This window comes from Blattabacterium cuenoti (assembly GCF_014251735.1).
Taxonomy (GTDB): domain Bacteria; phylum Bacteroidota; class Bacteroidia; order Flavobacteriales; family Blattabacteriaceae; genus Blattabacterium; species Blattabacterium cuenoti_C.
The window spans coordinates 180,185-198,300 of the sequence record NZ_CP059197.1 but is presented as its reverse complement, the minus strand read 5'-3'; the positions used below and the strand labels follow the sequence as shown (position 1 = coordinate 198,300).

Here is an 18,116-nt window from a genome sequence, read left to right as displayed (position 1 = left end):
GTCAGAGAGAAGTTTAATACCATCATTATATGCTTATGAAAAAATATGTGCTATCATTAGATCAAGGAACTACTAGTTCTAGAGCTATTGTTTTTGATTGGGTTGGAAATATTATATCCGTAGCTCAAAGAGAATTTACACAAATTTATCCTTATCCTGGATGGGTAGAACATAATGCAGAAGAAATATGGTCTACACAAGCTTCAGTAGCTTTAGAGGCAATTTTAAAAGCAAATTTAGAAGGTAGTAACATTGTTGCTATAGGAATTACTAACCAAAGAGAAACAACCGTTGTATGGGATAGAAAAACGGGAGAACCTATTTCTAATGCGATCGTATGGCAAGACAGACGTACATCTAGTTATTGTGATCAGATGAAATGTGAAGGTTTGACTGAAATGATTCGCAAAAAAACCGGTCTTATTATAGATCCTTATTTTTCTGCTACTAAAATTAAATGGATATTAGAAAATGTTCCAGGAGCTAGGAAAAAAGCAAATTCTGGAAAATTAGCTTTCGGAACTATAGATTCATGGTTAATATGGAATTTAACCGGTAAGGAAATTCATGTAACGGATGTCACTAATGCATCTAGAACCATGCTTTTTAATATTCATACTCTTAGTTGGGATCAAGATTTAATCAAATTATTTGACATTCCAAAAACAATGCTTCCAGAAGTAAAGTCTTCTAGTGAAATTTTTGGTTATACAACGGGTCATATTTTATCCCATCAAATTCCAATATCTGGAATTGCTGGAGATCAACAGGCCGCTCTATTTGGTCAAATGTGCACTAAAATTGGAATGGTCAAAAATACTTATGGAACAGGTTGTTTTATGTTAATGAATGTTGGAGAAAATCCTGTTTTCTCTCGAAATAATTTAATAACTACCATTGCTTGGAAAATTAAAGATAAGGTTCAATATGCTTTAGAAGGAAGTGTATTTATTGCTGGAGCAGTTGTGCAATGGCTTAGAGATGGGTTAGGTTTACTGTTATCTTCAAGTGAAGCGGAAAAATTAGCATCTTCAGTAGATAATACGGAAGGGATGTATATGGTTCCGGCTTTTTCTGGTTTGGGGGCTCCTTATTGGGATCAAAAAGCTAGAGGGACTATTGTTGGAATTACTAGGGGAACTTCTTCTGCTCATTTTGTACGTGCGGCTTTGGAAAGTATTGCTTTTCAAAATATGGATGTGCTTAAAGCTATGGAAGCAGATTCTGGGATTTCTATAAAAGAACTTCGTGTAGATGGAGGAGCAACGGTTAATAAATTATTAATGCAATTTCAATCTGATATTTTGAATGTAAAAGTAGTTAAATCCAAAATATCTGAACTTACAGCAGCGGGTGCCGCTTATTTAGCTGGATTAGCTGTTAATTACTGGACGAGTTTGGAAGATATTCAAGATAAATGGCAATTAGAACATGTTTTTGAACCAAAAGGGATGTCAAGTCGTTGGGAACGAATTCAAGGTTGGAAAAAAGCAATCAAAACAACACGTTCTTGGTCTAGTAAATAAAGTTGTTCTTTAATATAAAAATAAAATGACAAAAATATCTGCAGAGATTATAGGAACCATGATCTTGGTTTTTTTAGGAAATGGAGTAGTGGCTAATGTTCTATTGTCTAAAACAAAAGGACATGGAGATGGTGGATGGGTTACTATTACTATGGGATGGGCATTAGCTGTTTTTATGGGAATATTAGTTTCCGCACCTTATAGTGGTGGACATCTAAACCCTTCTGTCACGATAGGTTTTGCTATAATTGGAAAATTGAAATGGAATCTTGTTCCTGTTTATATTGCATCTCAATTGATAGGGGCAATGTTGGGATCTTTATTAGTCTGGATTTTATATAAAGATCATTTTTCAGAAACTAAAAATGAACAAGATAAATTATCTGTATTCACTACAAGTCCTTCTATAAGAAATTTATATTATAATTTATTGAGTGAAATATTAGCGACTTTTATTTTTATGTTTGTGACTTTATATCTTGCAGAAGAATCCATTTTTTTTCATAAAAAAAAATATTCCCTTGCAGGATTAGGATATTTAGGAGCTTTTCCATCAGCTCTAATTATATTAGGAATTGGATTATCTTTAGGAGGTACGACGGGTTATGCTATTAATCCTGCTCGTGATTTAGGTCCAAGAATTATATATTCTATAATTCCTATATCTGGTGGAAAAGCAAATAGCAACTGGGATTACGCTTTTGTTCCTGTATTAGGACCTATTATTGGTAGTGTAATAGCAGCTGCATTATATTTATCAATAAAATGAAAAAAACTCGTAACTTTTTTTTTGTTAAAGTTGTAGTTTACTTATTTGATTTGTATAATGAATAAATATTCAGTTCCTGATCTAGATCACAGAAAAATAGGGAAAAAACTAAAGTTTTTTGTTTTTTCTGATAGAGTTGGAACGGGATTGCCATTATGGTTACCTAGAGGAACAATTTTCAGAAGAAATTTGGAAGAATTTTTAACGGATATTCAGAAAAAATCAGGATATGAGATGATTATGACTCCACATATTGGACATAAGAAATTATATGTGAGAAGTGGACATTGGGATAAATATGGAAAAGATAGTTTTAAACCGATTAAAACTCCTCATTCAGAAGAAGAATTTCTATTAAAACCAATGAATTGTCCTCATCACTGTGAAGTTTATCGTTCTCAAGAATGGTCATATAGAGATCTTCCTAAACGTTTTGCAGAATTTGGAACCGTTTATAGGTATGAACAAAGTGGAGAACTTCATGGTCTTACAAGAGTAAGATGTTTTACACAAGATGACGCTCATATTTTTTGTACGTATGATCAGCTATTGGAAGAGTTTAAAAAAGTCATAAATTTAGTTTTTTACGTATTTCGTCGTTTAGGTTTTTTGGAATATACGATTAGAGTTTCATTGAGAGATCCCAAAAAAATCCATAACTATATTGGATCAGACAAAAATTGGGAAATGGCTGAAAATGCTATTCTACAAGCTGTTAAAGATAAAAAAATAGATGCATCCGTTCATTATGGAGAAGCCGCTTTTTATGGTCCTAAATTAGATTTTCTTATCAGAGATTCTTTGGGAAGAAATTGGCAACTAGGGACTATTCAAGTAGATTATAATTTACCTGAAAGATTTGATTTATATTATAAGGGAAAAAATAATGAAAGACATCGTCCAGTTATGATTCATCGTGCTCCTTTGGGTTCTTTGGAACGTCTGATTGCCATTCTTATAGAACACACAAAAGGAAATCTTCCATTGTGGTTGGTTCCTAATCAAGCCGTTATTCTTCCTATAAGTGATAAATATATAATTTATGCAAAAAAAATTTTAAATTTGATGTTAAATCATAATATTCGTGTGTTTATTGATGACAGAAACGAGAAAATTGATAAGAGAATCAGGGATTCTGAAGAAAACAAAATTCCTTATATGATTATTTTGGGGGAGAAAGAAGAAAAAAATAAAATGATTTCATTACGACGTCATGGATTAGGTCATATAGGAATATTTACTATTTATAATGGAATAGATGCTATTTTTAAAGAAACTAATTAAATTTATAAAATTATCATAAAAAAGAAATTTTCTAGAGGGCATAAAAAAAAGAGGATATATCGTCCATTACCACAAAAAAAAGAGGGACATCGCATTAATACCCATATTGATTCTGATCAAGTACGCTTAGTTGGTAATATAGTAGAAAACGGGATTTATTCTATCCAGGATGCTCTTCAATTTGCTATAGATAAGGAATTAGATTTGGTAGAAATTAATCCTAAAGTGGATCCTCCAGTATGTAAAATACTGGATTATAAAAAATTTTTATATGAGCAGAAGAAAAAAAAGAAACAATTTAAAGCAAAACAAATTAAAGTAAATACTAAAGAAATTCGATTTGGTCCACAAATAGGAGATCATGATGGAAAAGTGAAAATAAAGAGTGCGGAAAAATTTTTAATGCGTGGGGATAAAGTGAAAGTTTTTGTTTTTTTTAAAGGTCGTTCAATAGTATATAAAGATCAAGGAAAAATAAAATTGTTAAAATTTGCAGAAGAAATTGAAGAATATGGAAGAGTGGAACAAATGCCTGTTATGGAAGGAAAAAGAATGTATATGATCTTAGCTCCAAAGAAGTTTTAATAATATTTTATATGCCTAAATTGAAAACAAAATCAGGATCAAAAAAAAGATTTAAAAAAACAGCTAATGGCCATATAAAAAAAAAACAGGCATTTAAAAATCATCTTTTGACTAAAAAATCGAAAAAAAGAAAACGTCATCTTTCTAAATTTTCTTTATTGAAAGGTTCAGATAAAAAGAATATAAAAAAACAATTTTAACTTATAAAAGTTATGCCGAGATCTACAAATGCGGTTTACTCTAGACGAAAACGTAAAAAAATACTTAAATATGCAAAAGGATTTTATGGAGCAAGAAGCAAGGTTTATACCGTGGCTAAAAACGCCGTAGAGAAATCTTTTAGCTATGCTTTTTCAGGAAGAAAAAAAAAGAAAACATATTTTAGATCTCTTTGGATTCAACGTATAAACGCTGGAGCTCGTATATATGGAATGTCTTATTCTGTATTTATGAAAAAATTATCTGATAAAAACATTAAACTTAACAGAAAAGTTCTCTCCGATTTTTCTATGAATGATCCGAATACTTTTAAAAAAATAGTAGAATATATCACATTTTAGGGTTTTTGTTTCTATCCAATAGGGTCTTTAATTCTTTTTCTATGAGTTTTTTCTTTCTAGAAGATAAATAATCTATAAAAAGTTTCCCTTCCATATGATCATACTCATGTTGAATCACTCGAGCACATATTCCTTTTAGAGTTTTTTTCTTTTTTTTCCAGTTATGATCATAGTATTCTATTAATACGTGAGATTTTCTTTTGACATGTCCCATGATACCAGGAATACTAAGACAACCTTCATTAAATTCATATTCTTCTCCATGAATTTTTAATATTCTAGCGTTAATGAAAACTTCTTTATAATTATTGATATCCTTTCCATTTTCTAATAAATAGGGAGTCTCAACTATAAAAAGTCGTATATTTTTCCCAATTTGAGGAGCAGCCAATCCAATTCCTTTCACTTTGTGTATAGTTTCAAACATATCTTTGACTAATTCCTGTATTTTTTTTCTACAAGAGTTAATGTCTATGTCTATGCATTTTTTTCTGAGAATAGGATTTCCATAAACGACTATAGGTAATATCATAGATTAATTTTTTTTTCTCTTTTTGTAAGATAAGATTGTAAAATAATTGTTGCACTAATTTTGTTTATAATTCCTTTTTGTCTTCTTTTTTTTCTTTTCAAACCTAATTCTATCATAGTATAAAAGGCCATTTTAGATGTAAAACGTTCATCTATTCGATCTATTCTAATTTTAGGATTTTTTTTATGAAATTCAGAAATAAAGTTCTGAATAGATTTTTCTATTAAAGCATTTTTGTTGTTTAATGTTTTGGGTAATCCTATAACAATTTTTTTTATAGGTTCGTTAGCTATAAAAATAGCTAAAAAATTCATTAAATTTTTAGTCGGAATGGCATTTAGTCCAAATGCAAATTTTTGTAAAGGATCTGTTATAGATAAACCTGTTATTACTTTTCCGTAATCTATTCCCAATATTCTTGTCATTTTTGTAAAAATATAACAAATATATACTTGTTATCTTATTTTATTTTTACTAATTTTGTTTTTTAAAGGTTTTTAGGATTTCATGAAAATAGATCAGCTTAAATTAGATATAGAAACAGCTTGGAAAAATAGAAAAGAATTGTCTACAGACAGTAGTCGTCGTGTGATTCATGTTATGGATCTTTTAGAAAAAGGAACCATAAGAGTTTCAGAGTTTGTAAATGGAAAATGGAGGGTAAATGAATGGATAAAACAGGCGATAATTATGTATTTTTCCATTATGGAGATGAATGTGGTCGAATTAGGTCCATTAGAATTTTATGACAAAATTCCGATTAAGAATAAATTTAAAGAGAAAGGGATTCGTGTAGTACCCACTGCTGTAGCACGTTATGGATCTTATATTTCTCATGGAGTGGTTCTTATGCCATCTTACGTGAATATAGGAGCTTATATAGGAGAAAAAACGATGGTGGATACATGGGCTACAGTAGGGAGTTGTGCTCAAATTGGAAGTAGAGTGCATATAAGTGGTGGAGTTGGAATAGGAGGAGTTTTAGAACCTATACAAGCTTCTCCAGTGATTATTGAAGACGATGTTTTTATTGGATCTAGATGTATTTTAGTCGAAGGAGTTATTATAGAGAGAGAAGCTGTGTTAGGAGCTAATGTAGTTTTAACCGCTTCTACTAAAATATTTGATGTCACAAATGATAAACCTGTTGAGAGGAAAGGTTTCATTCCTAAATATTCTGTAGTTATTCCTGGGTCTTTTCCAAAAAAATTTCCTTCAGGAATATATCATGTTCCATGTGCTCTTATTATAGGAAAAAGAAAAGATAGTACCAATAAAAAAACCTCTTTAAATGAAGCCTTGAGAACTCATAATATTGTTTTGTAATTTTTTTTAATTTTCATGTCTTTTTACGAAGAAATAGAAAAAAGTGTAAAAATATTAAAAAAAGGAAAAAGTTTATTATATCCTACAGATACTGTATGGGGATTAGGTTGTGATGCTTTTAATATAAAAGCTATAGAAAAAATATATAAAATAAAGAATAGAAGTTTTTCTAAAACTATGATTCTTTTAGTAGAAAGCATGGATCGTTTATGCGAATTAGTAGAGGAAATTCCTTTTTTCGTCAAAAAAATACTTCAGGAAAATCATAGAAAAAAACCTATCACTATCGTATACGAAAATCCTAGAAAAATAGTTTCTAAATTAAATACTAAAGATAATACTTTAGCCATCCGTTTAACCATGGATCCTTTTTGTTCTCGTTTAATTCAAAATCTAGATAGACCCATTATATCTACTTCTGCTAATTTATCAGGATTTCCTACTCCTAAATCATTTGATGAAATCAGTCCTTCTATTTTAAATAATATAGATTATGCGGTGAACTTACGTAGAAAAGAAATATCTAGTTATAGTAGTTCTTCTATACTAAAAATTGTTTCAAATAAAGTGAAAATATTACGCATGTAAATTTCCATGAAGTTATTTTCTGCTATTCATAGAGATATATTTCATATTATTAGTCTTTCTGCTAAAAGAATACAACAAGATTGTTATGTAGTCGGAGGTTATGTTAGGGATTTTTTACTTGGGAAAAGAGTATACAAAGATTTAGATATTCTAACTATAGGAGAAGGGATTAGATTAGCCAAAGAAGTTTCTAAACACATTAATCCCTCTCCTAGAATAAATATATTTAAGCGTTTTGGAACTGCTATGTTAGAATATAACAATCAAAAAATAGAATTCGTGGGATCTAGAAAGGAGTCATATCATTTATCCAGTAGAAAACCGATCGTAGAGATCGGGTCATTGCAAGATGATCAAAATAGAAGAGATTTTACAATTAATGCTTTAGCCATTAGTTTGAACGAGAAAAATTACGGAGAATTAATCGATCCATTTGGAGGTTTATCAGATTTAGAAAAAAAAATATTAAGAACTCCATTAAATTCAGATGTTACTTATTCTGACGATCCATTGCGAATGATGCGAGCTATCCGATTTGCTACTCAACTTCAATTTTTTATTGAAAAATCTTCATTTCAATCTATTCAAAGAAATAGAAACAGAATAAATATTATTTCTATGGAAAGAATTACAGAAGAATTCAATAAGATTATTTTATCTAAAAAGCCTTCTATAGGATTATTTTTATTGTATGAATCTGGATTATTATCAATGATATTACCGGAATTAACTTTATTGCAAGGAATAGAAGAAAAAAACGGATATAAACATAAAGATAATTTTTATCATACTTTGCAAGTAGTAGATAACATTAGTCAAGAAGAAACCAATTCTATTTGGTTAAGATGGGTAGCTCTACTTCATGATATAGGGAAAGCCTATACTAAAAAATTTTTACCAAAAATAGGTTGGTCTTTTCATGCACATGAATTAGTAGGATCTAAAATGGTTCCAAAAATATTTCAACGTTTGAAATTGCCAAAAGGAGAACCTATGAGATATGTAAAAAAAATGATACAACATAGTTATAAACCTATTGCGTTAATAGGAGATAACACTAGTGATTCCGCCATCCGTAGATTTTTATTTGATATTGGTGAAGACATCGAAGATTTAATCAAACTATGTATAGCGGATATCACTACGAAAAATATAGAAAAAAAAAATCGATATACAAATAATTTCTTTCTTCTCATGGAAAGGATTAAAAAACTGGAAGAGAGAGATCGTATTCAAAACTGGAAATCTCCTATATCAGGAAACGATATCATGAATGCTTTTCATATTGATCCATGTAAAAAAATAGGAATTATCAAAAATTTTATTAAGGAATCTATTTTAGAAGGAAGAATATCCAATGAATTTCATTCTGCTTATTTTCTTATGTTAAAAAAAGGAGAAGAATTAGGATTGAAAAAAAAATAATTAATTATATGTTATTTTCTATTATTGACGGAAATGAGAAAAAAAAAATAGTATTAGTCCCACATACTCATCCAGATGGAGATGCTTTAGGTTCCTCTTTAGCACTTTTATTTTATTTGAGAAAACTTAAACATGATGTAGATTTAATATCTCCTACAGAATGTTCTGAATTTTTCAAATGGCTTCCTGGAAGTAAGGATATTCTTGTTTTCTCTGAGAATACTCAATTTTTGATAAAAAAAAAGATTGTGGATTCCGATTATATTTTTTTTATAGATTTCAATAATCTATCAAGGATAAAGATATTGCAGGAATTTTTTACAGCTTCTAAAGCAAAAAAAATATTAATAGATCATCATCCATCTCCTTATCCTTTTTATTTTGATTTTATGTTTTCAGATCCTACGGTTGCAGCTACTAGTATTTTAGTATTTAGATTGATATCTAATATGGAAAATTTAGATAAAATTGATAAAAATATAGCTACATGTTTATATGTTGGTTTAATGACGGACACTGGTTTTTTTCGTTTTCCTTCTGTCACATCAGAAACTCATTTTATTGCAGGTAAATTAATAGAAAAGGGAATTGATATTGAAAAAATATATAATCATTTACAGGAAAAATATAGCGAAAATAAATTAAAACTTTTGTCTAAAGCTTTGAAAAAATTGAAAGTGATAAAAAAATATCGTACGGCTTATACAAGCATTAAGGCTTCTGATATAAATTCTTATCCATATAAACAGGGAGATACAGAGGGGATCATTAGCTATGGGTTATGCATCAAAAACATAGTTTTTTCCGTTTTATTTTTTGAGGAAAAAGAAAAATATCCTATTAGAATTTCTTTTCGTTCAAGAGGAGATTTCGATGTGAATTTCTTTGCTAGAAAGCATTTTGGAGGAGGTGGACATAAAAATGCAGCAGGAGGACTTTTAGAAAAAAGTCTTTCCGAATCTATCGATTATTTTTTAAGTATTATTCCTAATTATCATAAAAATCTTATGTTTTCCATTTGATATTACATCCATAACTAGGTTTTGCAGTTGTAAATATTTCTATTCCTTTTAACAGTCCTTCTAATACTTTTCTTATATCGTATCCTGTAACGGATATTCCATTTCCTGGTCTAGAATCATCTAATTGTCCATGATAACATAAATCTCCTACCCCGTTAAATATAAAAAATTCAGGAGTGCATTTAGCACCATAATACTTAGCGACTTCTTGTTTTTCATCAAAAAAATAAGGAAAAGGATAACCTAATTGATGAGATATTTTTTGCATGTTTTCCGGAGAATCTTCTGGATATTTTTCTATATCATTAGAATTGATAGCTAAAAATGAAACTCCTTTATGGAGATAATCATTAGCTAAACGTACCAATTCTGTATTAATATGTTTTACATATGGACAATGATTGCAAATAAACATAATCACAGTCGCATTATCGGAAAAAAAATCTTGAAGAAATTTTTTCTTTCCTGAAACCGTTTCTAATAATTCAAAATTTTTGATTTTTATTTTAATTTCATCAGAAGAATAAGTACGTACCATAATTATTTTCTATTATATTATTTTTTCTTTTTTTTTGAAGAAAAAACAAAAGATTTTTTCTTCTCTTCTTCAGCTAATTCCGCATCTATTAATATCCTTCCACTATGTTCATCTATTAGAAGTTTCTTACGTTGTATAAGTTCGGAATATTTCTGAGGCGTAATAGCAAGATAAGAACCTAATGGTGCCCCTCTTTGTACTGGAGCTACAGCTACTCCATTTTTCACTCCATTTCTTATTTTTTGATAAGTTTTTAATAAATTATTATCTACTTTTTTAGAAAAAAAATTAGATTTTTCTAGTAAAATTTTTTCCTCTTTTTCATTCTCTAAAAGAATCTGATTTAATTCTTTTTTTTTATGAAAAAGATGTTCTTTTTTATTTTTAAAAACTTCTTCTTTTTTTTCTAATATTTCTTTATTTTTCTGAATGTTCAGATTAATTTCTTGAATTCTTTTTTTAGATAATTGAATTTCTAATTTTTGATAATCAATTTCTTTATCAAGAGCATATAATTCTTTGTTGTTTCTTACATTATCTTTTTGTTTTTCGTATTTTTTTATCAAAATCTCTGAAGATTTAACCTCTTTATTTCTTTTATCAAGATTCTGTTTGAGAGAAAGAATGTCTTCCTGAAGATGTTCCAATTTTTTTTTCATTTGATCTAGTTCTTCTTCCAAACTACTAAGTTCTATAGGTATATTTATACGGAAATTTTGTATTTCATCTATACGAGAATCTATTAATTGAAGATTATATAACACCCGTAATTTATCTACTACGGTAACCACTTCTTGTATTTTATTTCCCATAATATTTTTCAATAAAAATATTTAACTGGATTTGTCTGAATTTCTGATTCATAAACAGGAATATGAATAAAATTTTTATCCAAAAAAGATTTCAATAAATTTTTAGTGCTCTTTTCTAATTCATAATGCCCTACATCTACAATCAAAATTTTTTTTTCCGATTTGAAAAAATCATGATATTTGAAATCTGAAGATATGAAAACATCGGATTTTTCCTTTATCGCCTTTTCAATTCCAAAGCGACCCGAACCTGCTATCATCGTGACTTTTCGAATTTTTTTTCCTGTAAGTGGAGAATGTCTAATACAGGATAAATTCATCTTATTTTTTAAATAAGAAAGAAAATCATATTCATTCATATCCTCTAGGAAATATCCGATTATTCCTATTCCTAGATATGGATTGATATTTTCAATATTATAAATCTCGTAAGCGACTTCTTCATAAGGATGACTTTTAAAAAGTGCATCTTTAATTATATTCCATTTATGAGATGGAAAAACGACATTAATACAAGTTTCTTTTTCCATATGAAAACATTCTTTTTTTCCGAAAAAAGGTTTTGTTTTTTCGTTCCCCATAAAACTTCCTAATCCATCAAAATTATAACTACAATGACTATAATTGGAAATATTTCCAGCTCCAGCCTCAAATAAAGAACTTCTCACTTTATCAGAGTAATTAATTGGGACATAAGTAGTTAATTTTTTTATAGATCCTATCTTAGGAAAAAGTACTTTTTCTCTAGTTAATTGTAAAAGTTTAGATATATAAGAATGAGTACCCTCCCATATCAAGTCTAAATTAGTGTGAATAACATAAATAGATACATCATTTTTTAATGCAGAAATTAAAACTCTCTCTGAAAAAGAATCTCCAGTTAAGCTTTTTATGGGTTTAAAAATAACAGGATGAAAGGATATTATAAGATTACATTTTTTATTTAAAGACTCTGCAAAAACTTCTTCCGTCAGATCCAAAGTTATCAATATTTTTTTTACTTTTTGATCATATGAACCAACCATTAATCCTATATTGTCATAGGACTCTGCATATTCTATAGGAGCTAAATCTTCCAACTTTTTAGCAATATCTCTTACTAATACTTCCATAAAAAAAATACCAAATAGAAACAAATTTATAAAAAAAATTGATTTTATTATCTTTGAGTAAATAACTAGGAGAATAAGTGCATAAAATTACATTTTTGTTTTTTAACAAATAGAATCCTTTTCATAAAAAAATTATCATGAACTTCATTCAAAAAAAACCTAATTGGATAAGAGTGAGAATTCCAATAGGAAAAAATTATAAGGAATTACAAAAATTGGTTTCATTACATAAATTAAATACGATATGTCAAAGTGGAAGTTGTCCTAATATAGGAGAATGTTGGGGAAAAGGAGTAGCTACTTTCATGATATTGGGAAATATTTGTACAAGATCTTGTAAGTTTTGTGGAGTAAAAACAGGACGTCCTGAAAATGTCGATTGGCAAGAACCAGAAAAAGTAGCTAGATCTATTAAAATATTGAAAATTAAACATGCTGTTATTACTTCTGTAAATAGAGATGATCTAAAAGATATGGGGTCTTCTATATGGGTAAAAACTGTACAAATGACCCGATATATGAATCCAGATATTACTATAGAAACTTTAATTCCTGATTTTAAAGGAAATAAAAAAATAATAAATCAAATTATAGATATCCATCCGGAAGTTATTTCTCATAACTTAGAAACCGTTCCTAGATTAACAAAACAAATTCGTGTTCAAGCTAAATACGATCGAAGTCTTGAAGTTCTACAATATATTAAGGAAAAAAATAAAAATATTCGTACAAAAACGGGAATCATGTTGGGTCTTGGAGAAAAAGAAGAAGAAATATTAGAAACTATGAAAGATATTAAAAATTCTCAAGTAGATATCCTAACTATAGGACAATATTTGCAACCTTCTTTAAAACACTTTCCAGTTCGTTTTTTTGTTGATCCGGATAAATTTCAAGAATTGAAAGAAATTGGATTAAAAATGGGATTTAAATATGTAGAAAGTGGACCATTAGTTCGTTCTTCTTATCATGCAGAAAAACATGTAAAATAAAAATATATCATTGAAGAATTCTTTCTATTCCAAAAGAATACTGAAATATGTTTTCATTCCATAATTTCTTTTCATGAAGAAATTTTTTAAGGTAAAATGAAACAGATTTATCATTTCCATGTCTAGAAAAAATAATAAGTTGTTCAATGGGACGTGTCGTAGCTACATATAATAAATTCAGATTATCAAATCTTTTCTTGGATAGATTATCTTCATAAATTTTTATGAGAAAATTATCCTCTATATATTTAAAATACGGTTCTATATCTAAGTATAGAGTTTCCCATCCATGATATAAATGAGGACTGATATCTATCCATGTTCCTTCCTTTTTTTTTGAAATTGCATTCCAATCGGCGAAGGGTAGAATAACTACAGGAAATTGCAACCCTTTAGACTTGTGAATAGTCATAATGCGAATGGCATCTATCTTTTCAGAAAGAGTGATACTTTCTTTTTCTTTTTTGGATTCCCAATATTCTAAAAAATCTCCAATAGAATTTCCTACAATTTTCATAGATCTATGAACAAAATCTAAAAAAGAACAGATAGAAGCAGCATTGTATTGGTTTAATAATCCAAATCCAGAAATTATATTTTCTGCTCTATTGTATAGAGATGGATTATCTAATAGATTATTGAAATCTAATGAATATTTGTAAGAAATTCTCTTTAGGAAAAGATCAAATGGTAAAAAAACAGTCTCTATTATAAAATCATGATCTTTTTTTTGAGTGCGAATTAATTTATTTTTCAATAGCCATAAAATTAAAGTAGCTCTCTTTTCGTAAGAATACGGTTTGAAAAGAACATAAAAAAATTGTATAATGATTTCTATTTCTAAATGATTTTTTATAAGAAGAGAAACGGAAGTATTTACAAGATATCCATCTTCCATAAGTTTTTCAGACAAAAAATTACCTTCTTCATTACTTCTAACCAAAATCGCTATATCCGAGAATTTATACTTTTGTCTAATTAATTTTTTAATTTTTTCTTTGATTTTATTATAAACATATTGTTGATAATTTTTTTTTTCTATGCGAAAAAAATTCAATTCTACATATCCTCCAGGTTTTTTTAATATTTTTTGTGTAGATTTCTTATATATATCTTGGTATATAGGATCATGAAAAAATTTAGATGCTGATTGATAAAGGGAATTATTAAATTTGACAATTTCTTCAAAGCTACGAAAATTAGTCTCTATGGAGGCTACTTCTTTATGGTAATATTTAGAGGAACAATGAATGAGATGAAGAAATGTCTTTGCATCTCCACCTCTCCAACCATATATCGATTGTTTCGGATCTCCTACTATCATGGCTGAGCCATTTTCCGATAAAGCATTTTCAACTAAAATTCGAATATTTTCCCATTGTAGAATGGAAATATCTTGAAATTCATCTATTAAATAATGTTTATATTGTATCCCCTTTTTTTCATAAATGTGTGGAAAGGGATCTTGAAGAATTCTTTCATAAAGAATTTGATTTAATTCAGCATTTAAAAGAATTTTTTTCTCTTCTTTTAAGGATTGATATTCTTTTTCTATTTCATGTATTATGGATAAAATACTTAAGTTTTTTAAAAAAAATTTATCTAATAAATAGGATGAAATATTCTTTTTATATAATAATTTAGCTTCTTGATATAAAAAAAGTATTTCTTCTTTATTTTTATCTATTATATTTTTTTGATCGACATCTGTGTTTTTTTTATAGAATGCTCCTATTGAAATATTTTTTTCAAGACGTTGATTATTAATGAAAGGATTTAGAAAAATATCTCCCATACAGAATTTTTGAAAAAATTTTGGGAAGTCTAAATAAAGGAAGGAATGTTTTTGAATAGAATTTTTTTTTAAAAATTCAAAAAATTTATCGCCTTGTTTTTTACACTTTTTTTCAAATTCTTGAGTTCTATTTAACAAAGTCTTCTTTAAGGTGATCCAATTATAATTATCCAAAGAATGCATTTTAATTTTTTTCATAGGAAAAAAACTATTCTCTTCCACTATAAGGAGAGCAATTTTAAATATTTCTTTGCTGATGTCCCAATTTTTTCCTTCTTTTAATTTTTCCAAAGAAAATTGTACCAAAAGAGGCGAACATATTTCTGAATTGGTTAACCGATTCTCTACAAGCTCCCATAAAAATCTGTTTGTATCCATTTCTAAATGGATATTATTCTTGTAGTAAAGAAAAGATCGAATAGCACGATAAGTGAATTTGTCTATAGTGCTTATAGAAAAAGAAGAAAAATCATCCAAAATTGCATATAAAATATTTTTAGCACGTTCAAATAGTTGATATTTTGTTAATTTCAAATCTTTGATAAGATCATCGAATAAAAAATAATATTCCTTTCTAATTTTTTGATTAGAAAATTCTTTTATACATTGTAATATTCTTTTTTTTATTTCTTCAGAAGCTTTATTGGTAAAAGTTATCGCCAATATACGTTTAAATTCTTCAGGATGAGTACTTTTTAATATAATATACAGGTAATTTTTTACCAAAAAAAAAGTTTTTCCAGAACCTGCTGAAGCGTTGTATATTTTTAATGTGGATGGAACAAGCATAATAAATTTCATTTATTAATGATTTATCTAAAGATAAAAATTCAAATAATAAATTTTGAAAATATATTTTTTTTTACTTATTATTCTTTTTGAAATGGTTTTTATGTCCTGTCATTTGACAAAAAAAGTCCCAAAAGAAAAATATTTACTTACAAAAAATATTTTCATAATAAATGAAAAAAAAGTTCATTTTTCTAATTTGGAAAACTATGTGAAACAAAAACCGAATAAAAAAATACTAAACCTTTTTCCTGTAAGATTGATGATGTATAATTTTTCTCATCCTGATTTAGAAGAGGTTTTTTCTTCCTTTTTTTCTATTCCAAAAGAACATAGGAATAAAAAAGTGCTAAATCATTTATTAAAACGTATTCCAAGAAATAAGTATTCTACAAAAAGAATTTATTGGAATTGGTTTCTTTTTAAAAACGGAGAAAAACCCATAATTATAGATTATAATCTAATAAAAGATTCTATACAGAATTTGAATTCTTATTTTTATTCCAAAGGTTTTTTGGATGTCCATACAGATTTTTCTTTGTTGATAGAAAATGAAAAGAAAGGAAAAATCATTTATAATATCTATACTGGAAATCCTTATTTCATAAATTCTATTATTTATAAATTTCCAGAAAAAGAGTTGAAAGATATATATCTAAATGAGCTTAATTCTAGTTTGATTCAAGAAGGAAAACAATACAATGAAACTCATTTAATATTGGAAATAGAAAGAATGAAAAAAATGTATGAGGATCATGGTTATTATAATTTTGATATATCGGATGTAAAATTTCGTATAGATCCTTCTATAGGAAATAAAAAAATAAATTTATATATGGAAATAAACAAGGTGAATAGCTCTACTAACAAACATCCCCCTAATCCTAATAAACATAGAAAATATTTTTTCAATGAAATCGTGATAAGAATTAATCAAGAAGAAAATCATTCCATTTTTTACAATGGATATAAATTTTTTATTCCAAAAAATAAAAAATTTAATCCAAAAATGATTACGGATATTTTAACGATTACACCTGGATCTTTGTATAAAAAAAAGGATATTTTGAGTACTCAACAGAATATTTATTCTTTGCATAATTTTAATATTGATCAATTTAAGATAGAAGAAAAAATAGATAATAAGAAAAATGATCTCTTAAATGTAGAAATTTTTTTAAGTACTCTAAAAGATCATGAATTGAAATTTCACATAGAAAATTCTATATCTAACAAAATGGATATTGGAATACATCCAGGAGTAACTTTATTAAGTAGAAACATCCTTAAAAAACATGGAGCTAATTTGATGTTGTCCATAAAAGGAAATTTTACTTTTTCTAAAAAAGAATTTTTGAATATGTCTCAATTTTCCCTACAAGGGAAATTAATTTATCCATTCTATATTTCTTCTTTTATAGAACAAAAAAAAACCTTGTATCGACTTCCGACTTCCATTATTTTTCAAATAAATAGTCAAAAAAATATGGGTATAAGAAGAATACATTTCTCAAATGTATTGAATTATGAATGGAAGGATCATTCCTATAGCAAACATAAAATCAGAATCACTAATTTTCAATTAGTTAAAAACATAAAACAGGAAACAAATAATCATAATGAGGATATTTTTTTTCCTGATAAAGAGATTATTCATTGCAAAAAAGAGGATAAAAATCCGATACGAACGAAAAAAATAAAAAAAACATTCGAAAAAATGGAGGATTATTTCATAAATTCTATTATTTATAATTATGAAATGAATCAAACTCTTGATAAGAGAAAAAGGAATCCGTTTGTATTACGTGAAGATATAGAAATTTCTGGAAATATTTTATCCCCTTTGTTTCGGAAAACATCTTTCATTAATATTCCTTCTTATTCTTTTTTTAAATATGATTTATCTTTTAAAAGATTTTATTATTTAGCAAAATATCACACTTTAGTTTCCAAGTTATTTTTTGGGATAATTTTTACTTATGAAAAACTTCCATTTGAAAAAAGTTATTTTCTTGGAGAATCTGAAGAATTTCGGACATGGGACTCTTTTTATACGAAAATTATTCAACCAGAAAAGATTTTTGAAAATACATCTTTCTCTCAGAATAAAATCCTATTAGTCCACGAATACAGATATGAAATACTTTCTAAATTGATTGCAGTTATTTTTTTAGATTTAGGAAATATATGGTTTTTAGACAAAAAAAATTCAAAAGAAATAGGAAATTTTAAATGGAATTCTTTTTACAAAGAATTAACATTAGGGGGAGGAACAGGTTTTCGATATGATCTTAAGTTTTTTATCTTTCGTATAGATTTTGCATACAAATTTTATGACCCATATCAAAAAAATGGTAAAAAATGGATCATCCATCATCTAAAAATTCAAGAACCATTGATGAATTTTGGAATTCATAGCCCTTTACCCTTTTAGAAAAAAATTCTTTTTTTACATTTGTTC

General features: G+C 27.5%; 18 protein-coding genes. 12 read left to right on the top strand and 6 right to left on the bottom strand.

Annotation, left to right across the window (positions count from 1 at the left end):
- Positions 1 to 29: 29 nt before the first annotated feature.
- Genes glpK through rplT form a run of 6 tightly spaced genes read left to right on the top strand, consistent with a single transcriptional unit; the run spans position 30 to position 4,724 of the window.
- The gene (gene glpK, locus H0H60_RS00920) at positions 30 to 1,526 is read left to right on the top strand and encodes a glycerol kinase GlpK (RefSeq protein WP_185862845.1); all 1,497 of its coding nucleotides are present in this window, start codon (positions 30 to 32) and stop codon (positions 1,524 to 1,526) included.
- 25 nt (positions 1,527 to 1,551) lie between these two features.
- Positions 1,552 to 2,295: an MIP/aquaporin family protein gene (locus H0H60_RS00915; protein ID WP_185862844.1), complete on the top strand. Its 744-nt coding sequence runs from the start codon at positions 1,552 to 1,554 to the stop codon at positions 2,293 to 2,295.
- A gap of 57 nt (positions 2,296 to 2,352) precedes the next feature.
- Positions 2,353 to 3,579 carry a threonine--tRNA ligase gene (gene thrS, locus H0H60_RS00910; protein ID WP_185862843.1) on the top strand — a complete coding sequence of 409 codons (1,227 nt, stop codon included), beginning with the start codon at positions 2,353 to 2,355 and terminating at the stop codon, positions 3,577 to 3,579.
- 54 nt (positions 3,580 to 3,633) lie between these two features.
- On the top strand, positions 3,634 to 4,164 hold the full coding sequence (gene infC / locus H0H60_RS00905) for a translation initiation factor IF-3 (RefSeq protein ID WP_238784919.1): 531 nt from the start codon (positions 3,634 to 3,636) through the stop codon (positions 4,162 to 4,164).
- An 11-nt stretch (positions 4,165 to 4,175) separates the two neighbouring features.
- Positions 4,176 to 4,364 (top strand): 50S ribosomal protein L35, encoded by a 189-nt coding sequence (gene rpmI / locus H0H60_RS00900; protein ID WP_185849956.1) that lies wholly within the window; start codon positions 4,176 to 4,178, stop codon positions 4,362 to 4,364.
- Between the two features lie 12 nt (positions 4,365 to 4,376).
- A complete protein-coding gene (rplT, locus tag H0H60_RS00895; RefSeq protein WP_185849955.1) occupies positions 4,377 to 4,724 on the top strand; it encodes a 50S ribosomal protein L20 in 348 nt (115 codons plus the stop codon).
- Here the strand turns inward: rplT and def are convergent.
- Both def and ruvX read right to left on the bottom strand, forming a co-directional pair.
- Positions 4,714 to 5,256 (bottom strand): peptide deformylase, encoded by a 543-nt coding sequence (gene def / locus H0H60_RS00890; RefSeq protein ID WP_185862842.1) that lies wholly within the window; start codon positions 5,254 to 5,256, stop codon positions 4,714 to 4,716. The two genes, rplT and def, sit on opposite strands and share 11 nt — an antisense overlap.
- Positions 5,253 to 5,681 (bottom strand): Holliday junction resolvase RuvX, encoded by a 429-nt coding sequence (gene ruvX, locus H0H60_RS00885; protein ID WP_185862841.1) that lies wholly within the window; start codon positions 5,679 to 5,681, stop codon positions 5,253 to 5,255. Before ruvX ends, def begins: the two co-directional genes overlap by 4 nt.
- Positions 5,682 to 5,763: 82 nt before the next feature.
- On the opposite strand from ruvX, the gene H0H60_RS00880 reads away from it, so the two are divergent.
- The 4 genes from H0H60_RS00880 to H0H60_RS00865 are packed head-to-tail and all read left to right on the top strand — an operon-like array spanning position 5,764 to position 9,617.
- Positions 5,764 to 6,582: a 2,3,4,5-tetrahydropyridine-2,6-dicarboxylate N-succinyltransferase gene (locus H0H60_RS00880; RefSeq protein ID WP_185862840.1), complete on the top strand. Its 819-nt coding sequence runs from the start codon at positions 5,764 to 5,766 to the stop codon at positions 6,580 to 6,582.
- Between the two features lie 15 nt (positions 6,583 to 6,597).
- Positions 6,598 to 7,170, top strand: a complete 573-nt coding sequence (locus tag H0H60_RS00875; protein WP_185862839.1) for an L-threonylcarbamoyladenylate synthase — start codon at positions 6,598 to 6,600, stop codon at positions 7,168 to 7,170.
- Positions 7,171 to 7,176: 6 nt separating this feature from the next.
- Positions 7,177 to 8,595, top strand: a complete 1,419-nt coding sequence (locus H0H60_RS00870; RefSeq protein ID WP_185862838.1) for a CCA tRNA nucleotidyltransferase — start codon at positions 7,177 to 7,179, stop codon at positions 8,593 to 8,595.
- Between the two features lie 8 nt (positions 8,596 to 8,603).
- Entirely contained in the window at positions 8,604 to 9,617 is a 1,014-nt protein-coding gene (locus H0H60_RS00865; RefSeq protein WP_185862837.1) for a DHH family phosphoesterase, read from the top strand.
- On the opposite strand, the gene H0H60_RS00860 is transcribed toward H0H60_RS00865, so the two are convergent.
- Genes H0H60_RS00860 through H0H60_RS00850 form a run of 3 tightly spaced genes read right to left on the bottom strand, consistent with a single transcriptional unit; the run spans position 9,601 to position 12,079 of the window.
- The gene (locus H0H60_RS00860) at positions 9,601 to 10,155 is read right to left on the bottom strand and encodes a thioredoxin family protein (protein ID WP_185862836.1); all 555 of its coding nucleotides are present in this window, start codon (positions 10,153 to 10,155) and stop codon (positions 9,601 to 9,603) included. The genes H0H60_RS00865 and H0H60_RS00860 overlap by 17 nt on opposite strands.
- A gap of 17 nt (positions 10,156 to 10,172) precedes the next feature.
- Complete coding sequence (locus H0H60_RS00855) at positions 10,173 to 10,967, bottom strand: zinc ribbon domain-containing protein (RefSeq protein WP_185862835.1); 795 nt, start codon at positions 10,965 to 10,967, stop codon at positions 10,173 to 10,175.
- A gap of 8 nt (positions 10,968 to 10,975) precedes the next feature.
- On the bottom strand, positions 10,976 to 12,079 hold the full coding sequence (locus tag H0H60_RS00850; RefSeq protein WP_185862834.1) for a Nif3-like dinuclear metal center hexameric protein: 1,104 nt from the start codon (positions 12,077 to 12,079) through the stop codon (positions 10,976 to 10,978).
- Positions 12,080 to 12,216: 137 nt separating this feature from the next.
- Here H0H60_RS00850 and lipA point away from each other — a divergent pair, with 137 nt between their 5' ends.
- Positions 12,217 to 13,071: a lipoyl synthase gene (lipA, locus tag H0H60_RS00845; protein ID WP_185862833.1), complete on the top strand. Its 855-nt coding sequence runs from the start codon at positions 12,217 to 12,219 to the stop codon at positions 13,069 to 13,071.
- A gap of 7 nt (positions 13,072 to 13,078) precedes the next feature.
- On the opposite strand, the gene H0H60_RS00840 is transcribed toward lipA, so the two are convergent.
- Entirely contained in the window at positions 13,079 to 15,667 is a 2,589-nt protein-coding gene (locus H0H60_RS00840; protein ID WP_238784910.1) for a UvrD-helicase domain-containing protein, read from the bottom strand.
- A gap of 91 nt (positions 15,668 to 15,758) precedes the next feature.
- Between H0H60_RS00840 and tamL the strand changes: the two genes are divergently transcribed.
- Complete coding sequence (gene tamL, locus H0H60_RS00835; protein ID WP_238784909.1) at positions 15,759 to 18,089, top strand: translocation and assembly module lipoprotein TamL; 2,331 nt, start codon at positions 15,759 to 15,761, stop codon at positions 18,087 to 18,089.
- Positions 18,090 to 18,116 lie beyond the last annotated feature (27 nt).

What these genes read in the sequence shown, in the direction of transcription:
- glpK (WP_185862845.1), top strand. Translation starts at nt 30, where the DNA reads ATGCTTATGAAAAAATATGTGCTATCATTAGATCAAGGAACTACTAGT.
- H0H60_RS00915 (WP_185862844.1), top strand. Translation starts at nt 1,552, where the DNA reads ATGACAAAAATATCTGCAGAGATTATAGGAACCATGATCTTGGTTTTT.
- thrS (WP_185862843.1), top strand. Translation starts at nt 2,353, where the DNA reads ATGAATAAATATTCAGTTCCTGATCTAGATCACAGAAAAATAGGGAAA.
- rpmI (WP_185849956.1), top strand. Translation starts at nt 4,176, where the DNA reads ATGCCTAAATTGAAAACAAAATCAGGATCAAAAAAAAGATTTAAAAAA.
- rplT (WP_185849955.1), top strand. Translation starts at nt 4,377, where the DNA reads ATGCCGAGATCTACAAATGCGGTTTACTCTAGACGAAAACGTAAAAAA.
- def (WP_185862842.1), bottom strand. Translation starts at nt 5,256, where the DNA reads ATGATATTACCTATAGTCGTTTATGGAAATCCTATTCTCAGAAAAAAA.
- ruvX (WP_185862841.1), bottom strand. Translation starts at nt 5,681, where the DNA reads ATGACAAGAATATTGGGAATAGATTACGGAAAAGTAATAACAGGTTTA.
- H0H60_RS00880 (WP_185862840.1), top strand. Translation starts at nt 5,764, where the DNA reads ATGAAAATAGATCAGCTTAAATTAGATATAGAAACAGCTTGGAAAAAT.
- H0H60_RS00875 (WP_185862839.1), top strand. Translation starts at nt 6,598, where the DNA reads ATGTCTTTTTACGAAGAAATAGAAAAAAGTGTAAAAATATTAAAAAAA.
- H0H60_RS00870 (WP_185862838.1), top strand. Translation starts at nt 7,177, where the DNA reads ATGAAGTTATTTTCTGCTATTCATAGAGATATATTTCATATTATTAGT.
- H0H60_RS00865 (WP_185862837.1), top strand. Translation starts at nt 8,604, where the DNA reads ATGTTATTTTCTATTATTGACGGAAATGAGAAAAAAAAAATAGTATTA.
- H0H60_RS00860 (WP_185862836.1), bottom strand. Translation starts at nt 10,155, where the DNA reads ATGGTACGTACTTATTCTTCTGATGAAATTAAAATAAAAATCAAAAAT.
- H0H60_RS00855 (WP_185862835.1), bottom strand. Translation starts at nt 10,967, where the DNA reads ATGGGAAATAAAATACAAGAAGTGGTTACCGTAGTAGATAAATTACGG.
- H0H60_RS00850 (WP_185862834.1), bottom strand. Translation starts at nt 12,079, where the DNA reads ATGGAAGTATTAGTAAGAGATATTGCTAAAAAGTTGGAAGATTTAGCT.
- lipA (WP_185862833.1), top strand. Translation starts at nt 12,217, where the DNA reads ATGAACTTCATTCAAAAAAAACCTAATTGGATAAGAGTGAGAATTCCA.
- H0H60_RS00840 (WP_238784910.1), bottom strand. Translation starts at nt 15,667, where the DNA reads ATGAAATTTATTATGCTTGTTCCATCCACATTAAAAATATACAACGCT.
- tamL (WP_238784909.1), top strand. Translation starts at nt 15,759, where the DNA reads ATGTCCTGTCATTTGACAAAAAAAGTCCCAAAAGAAAAATATTTACTT.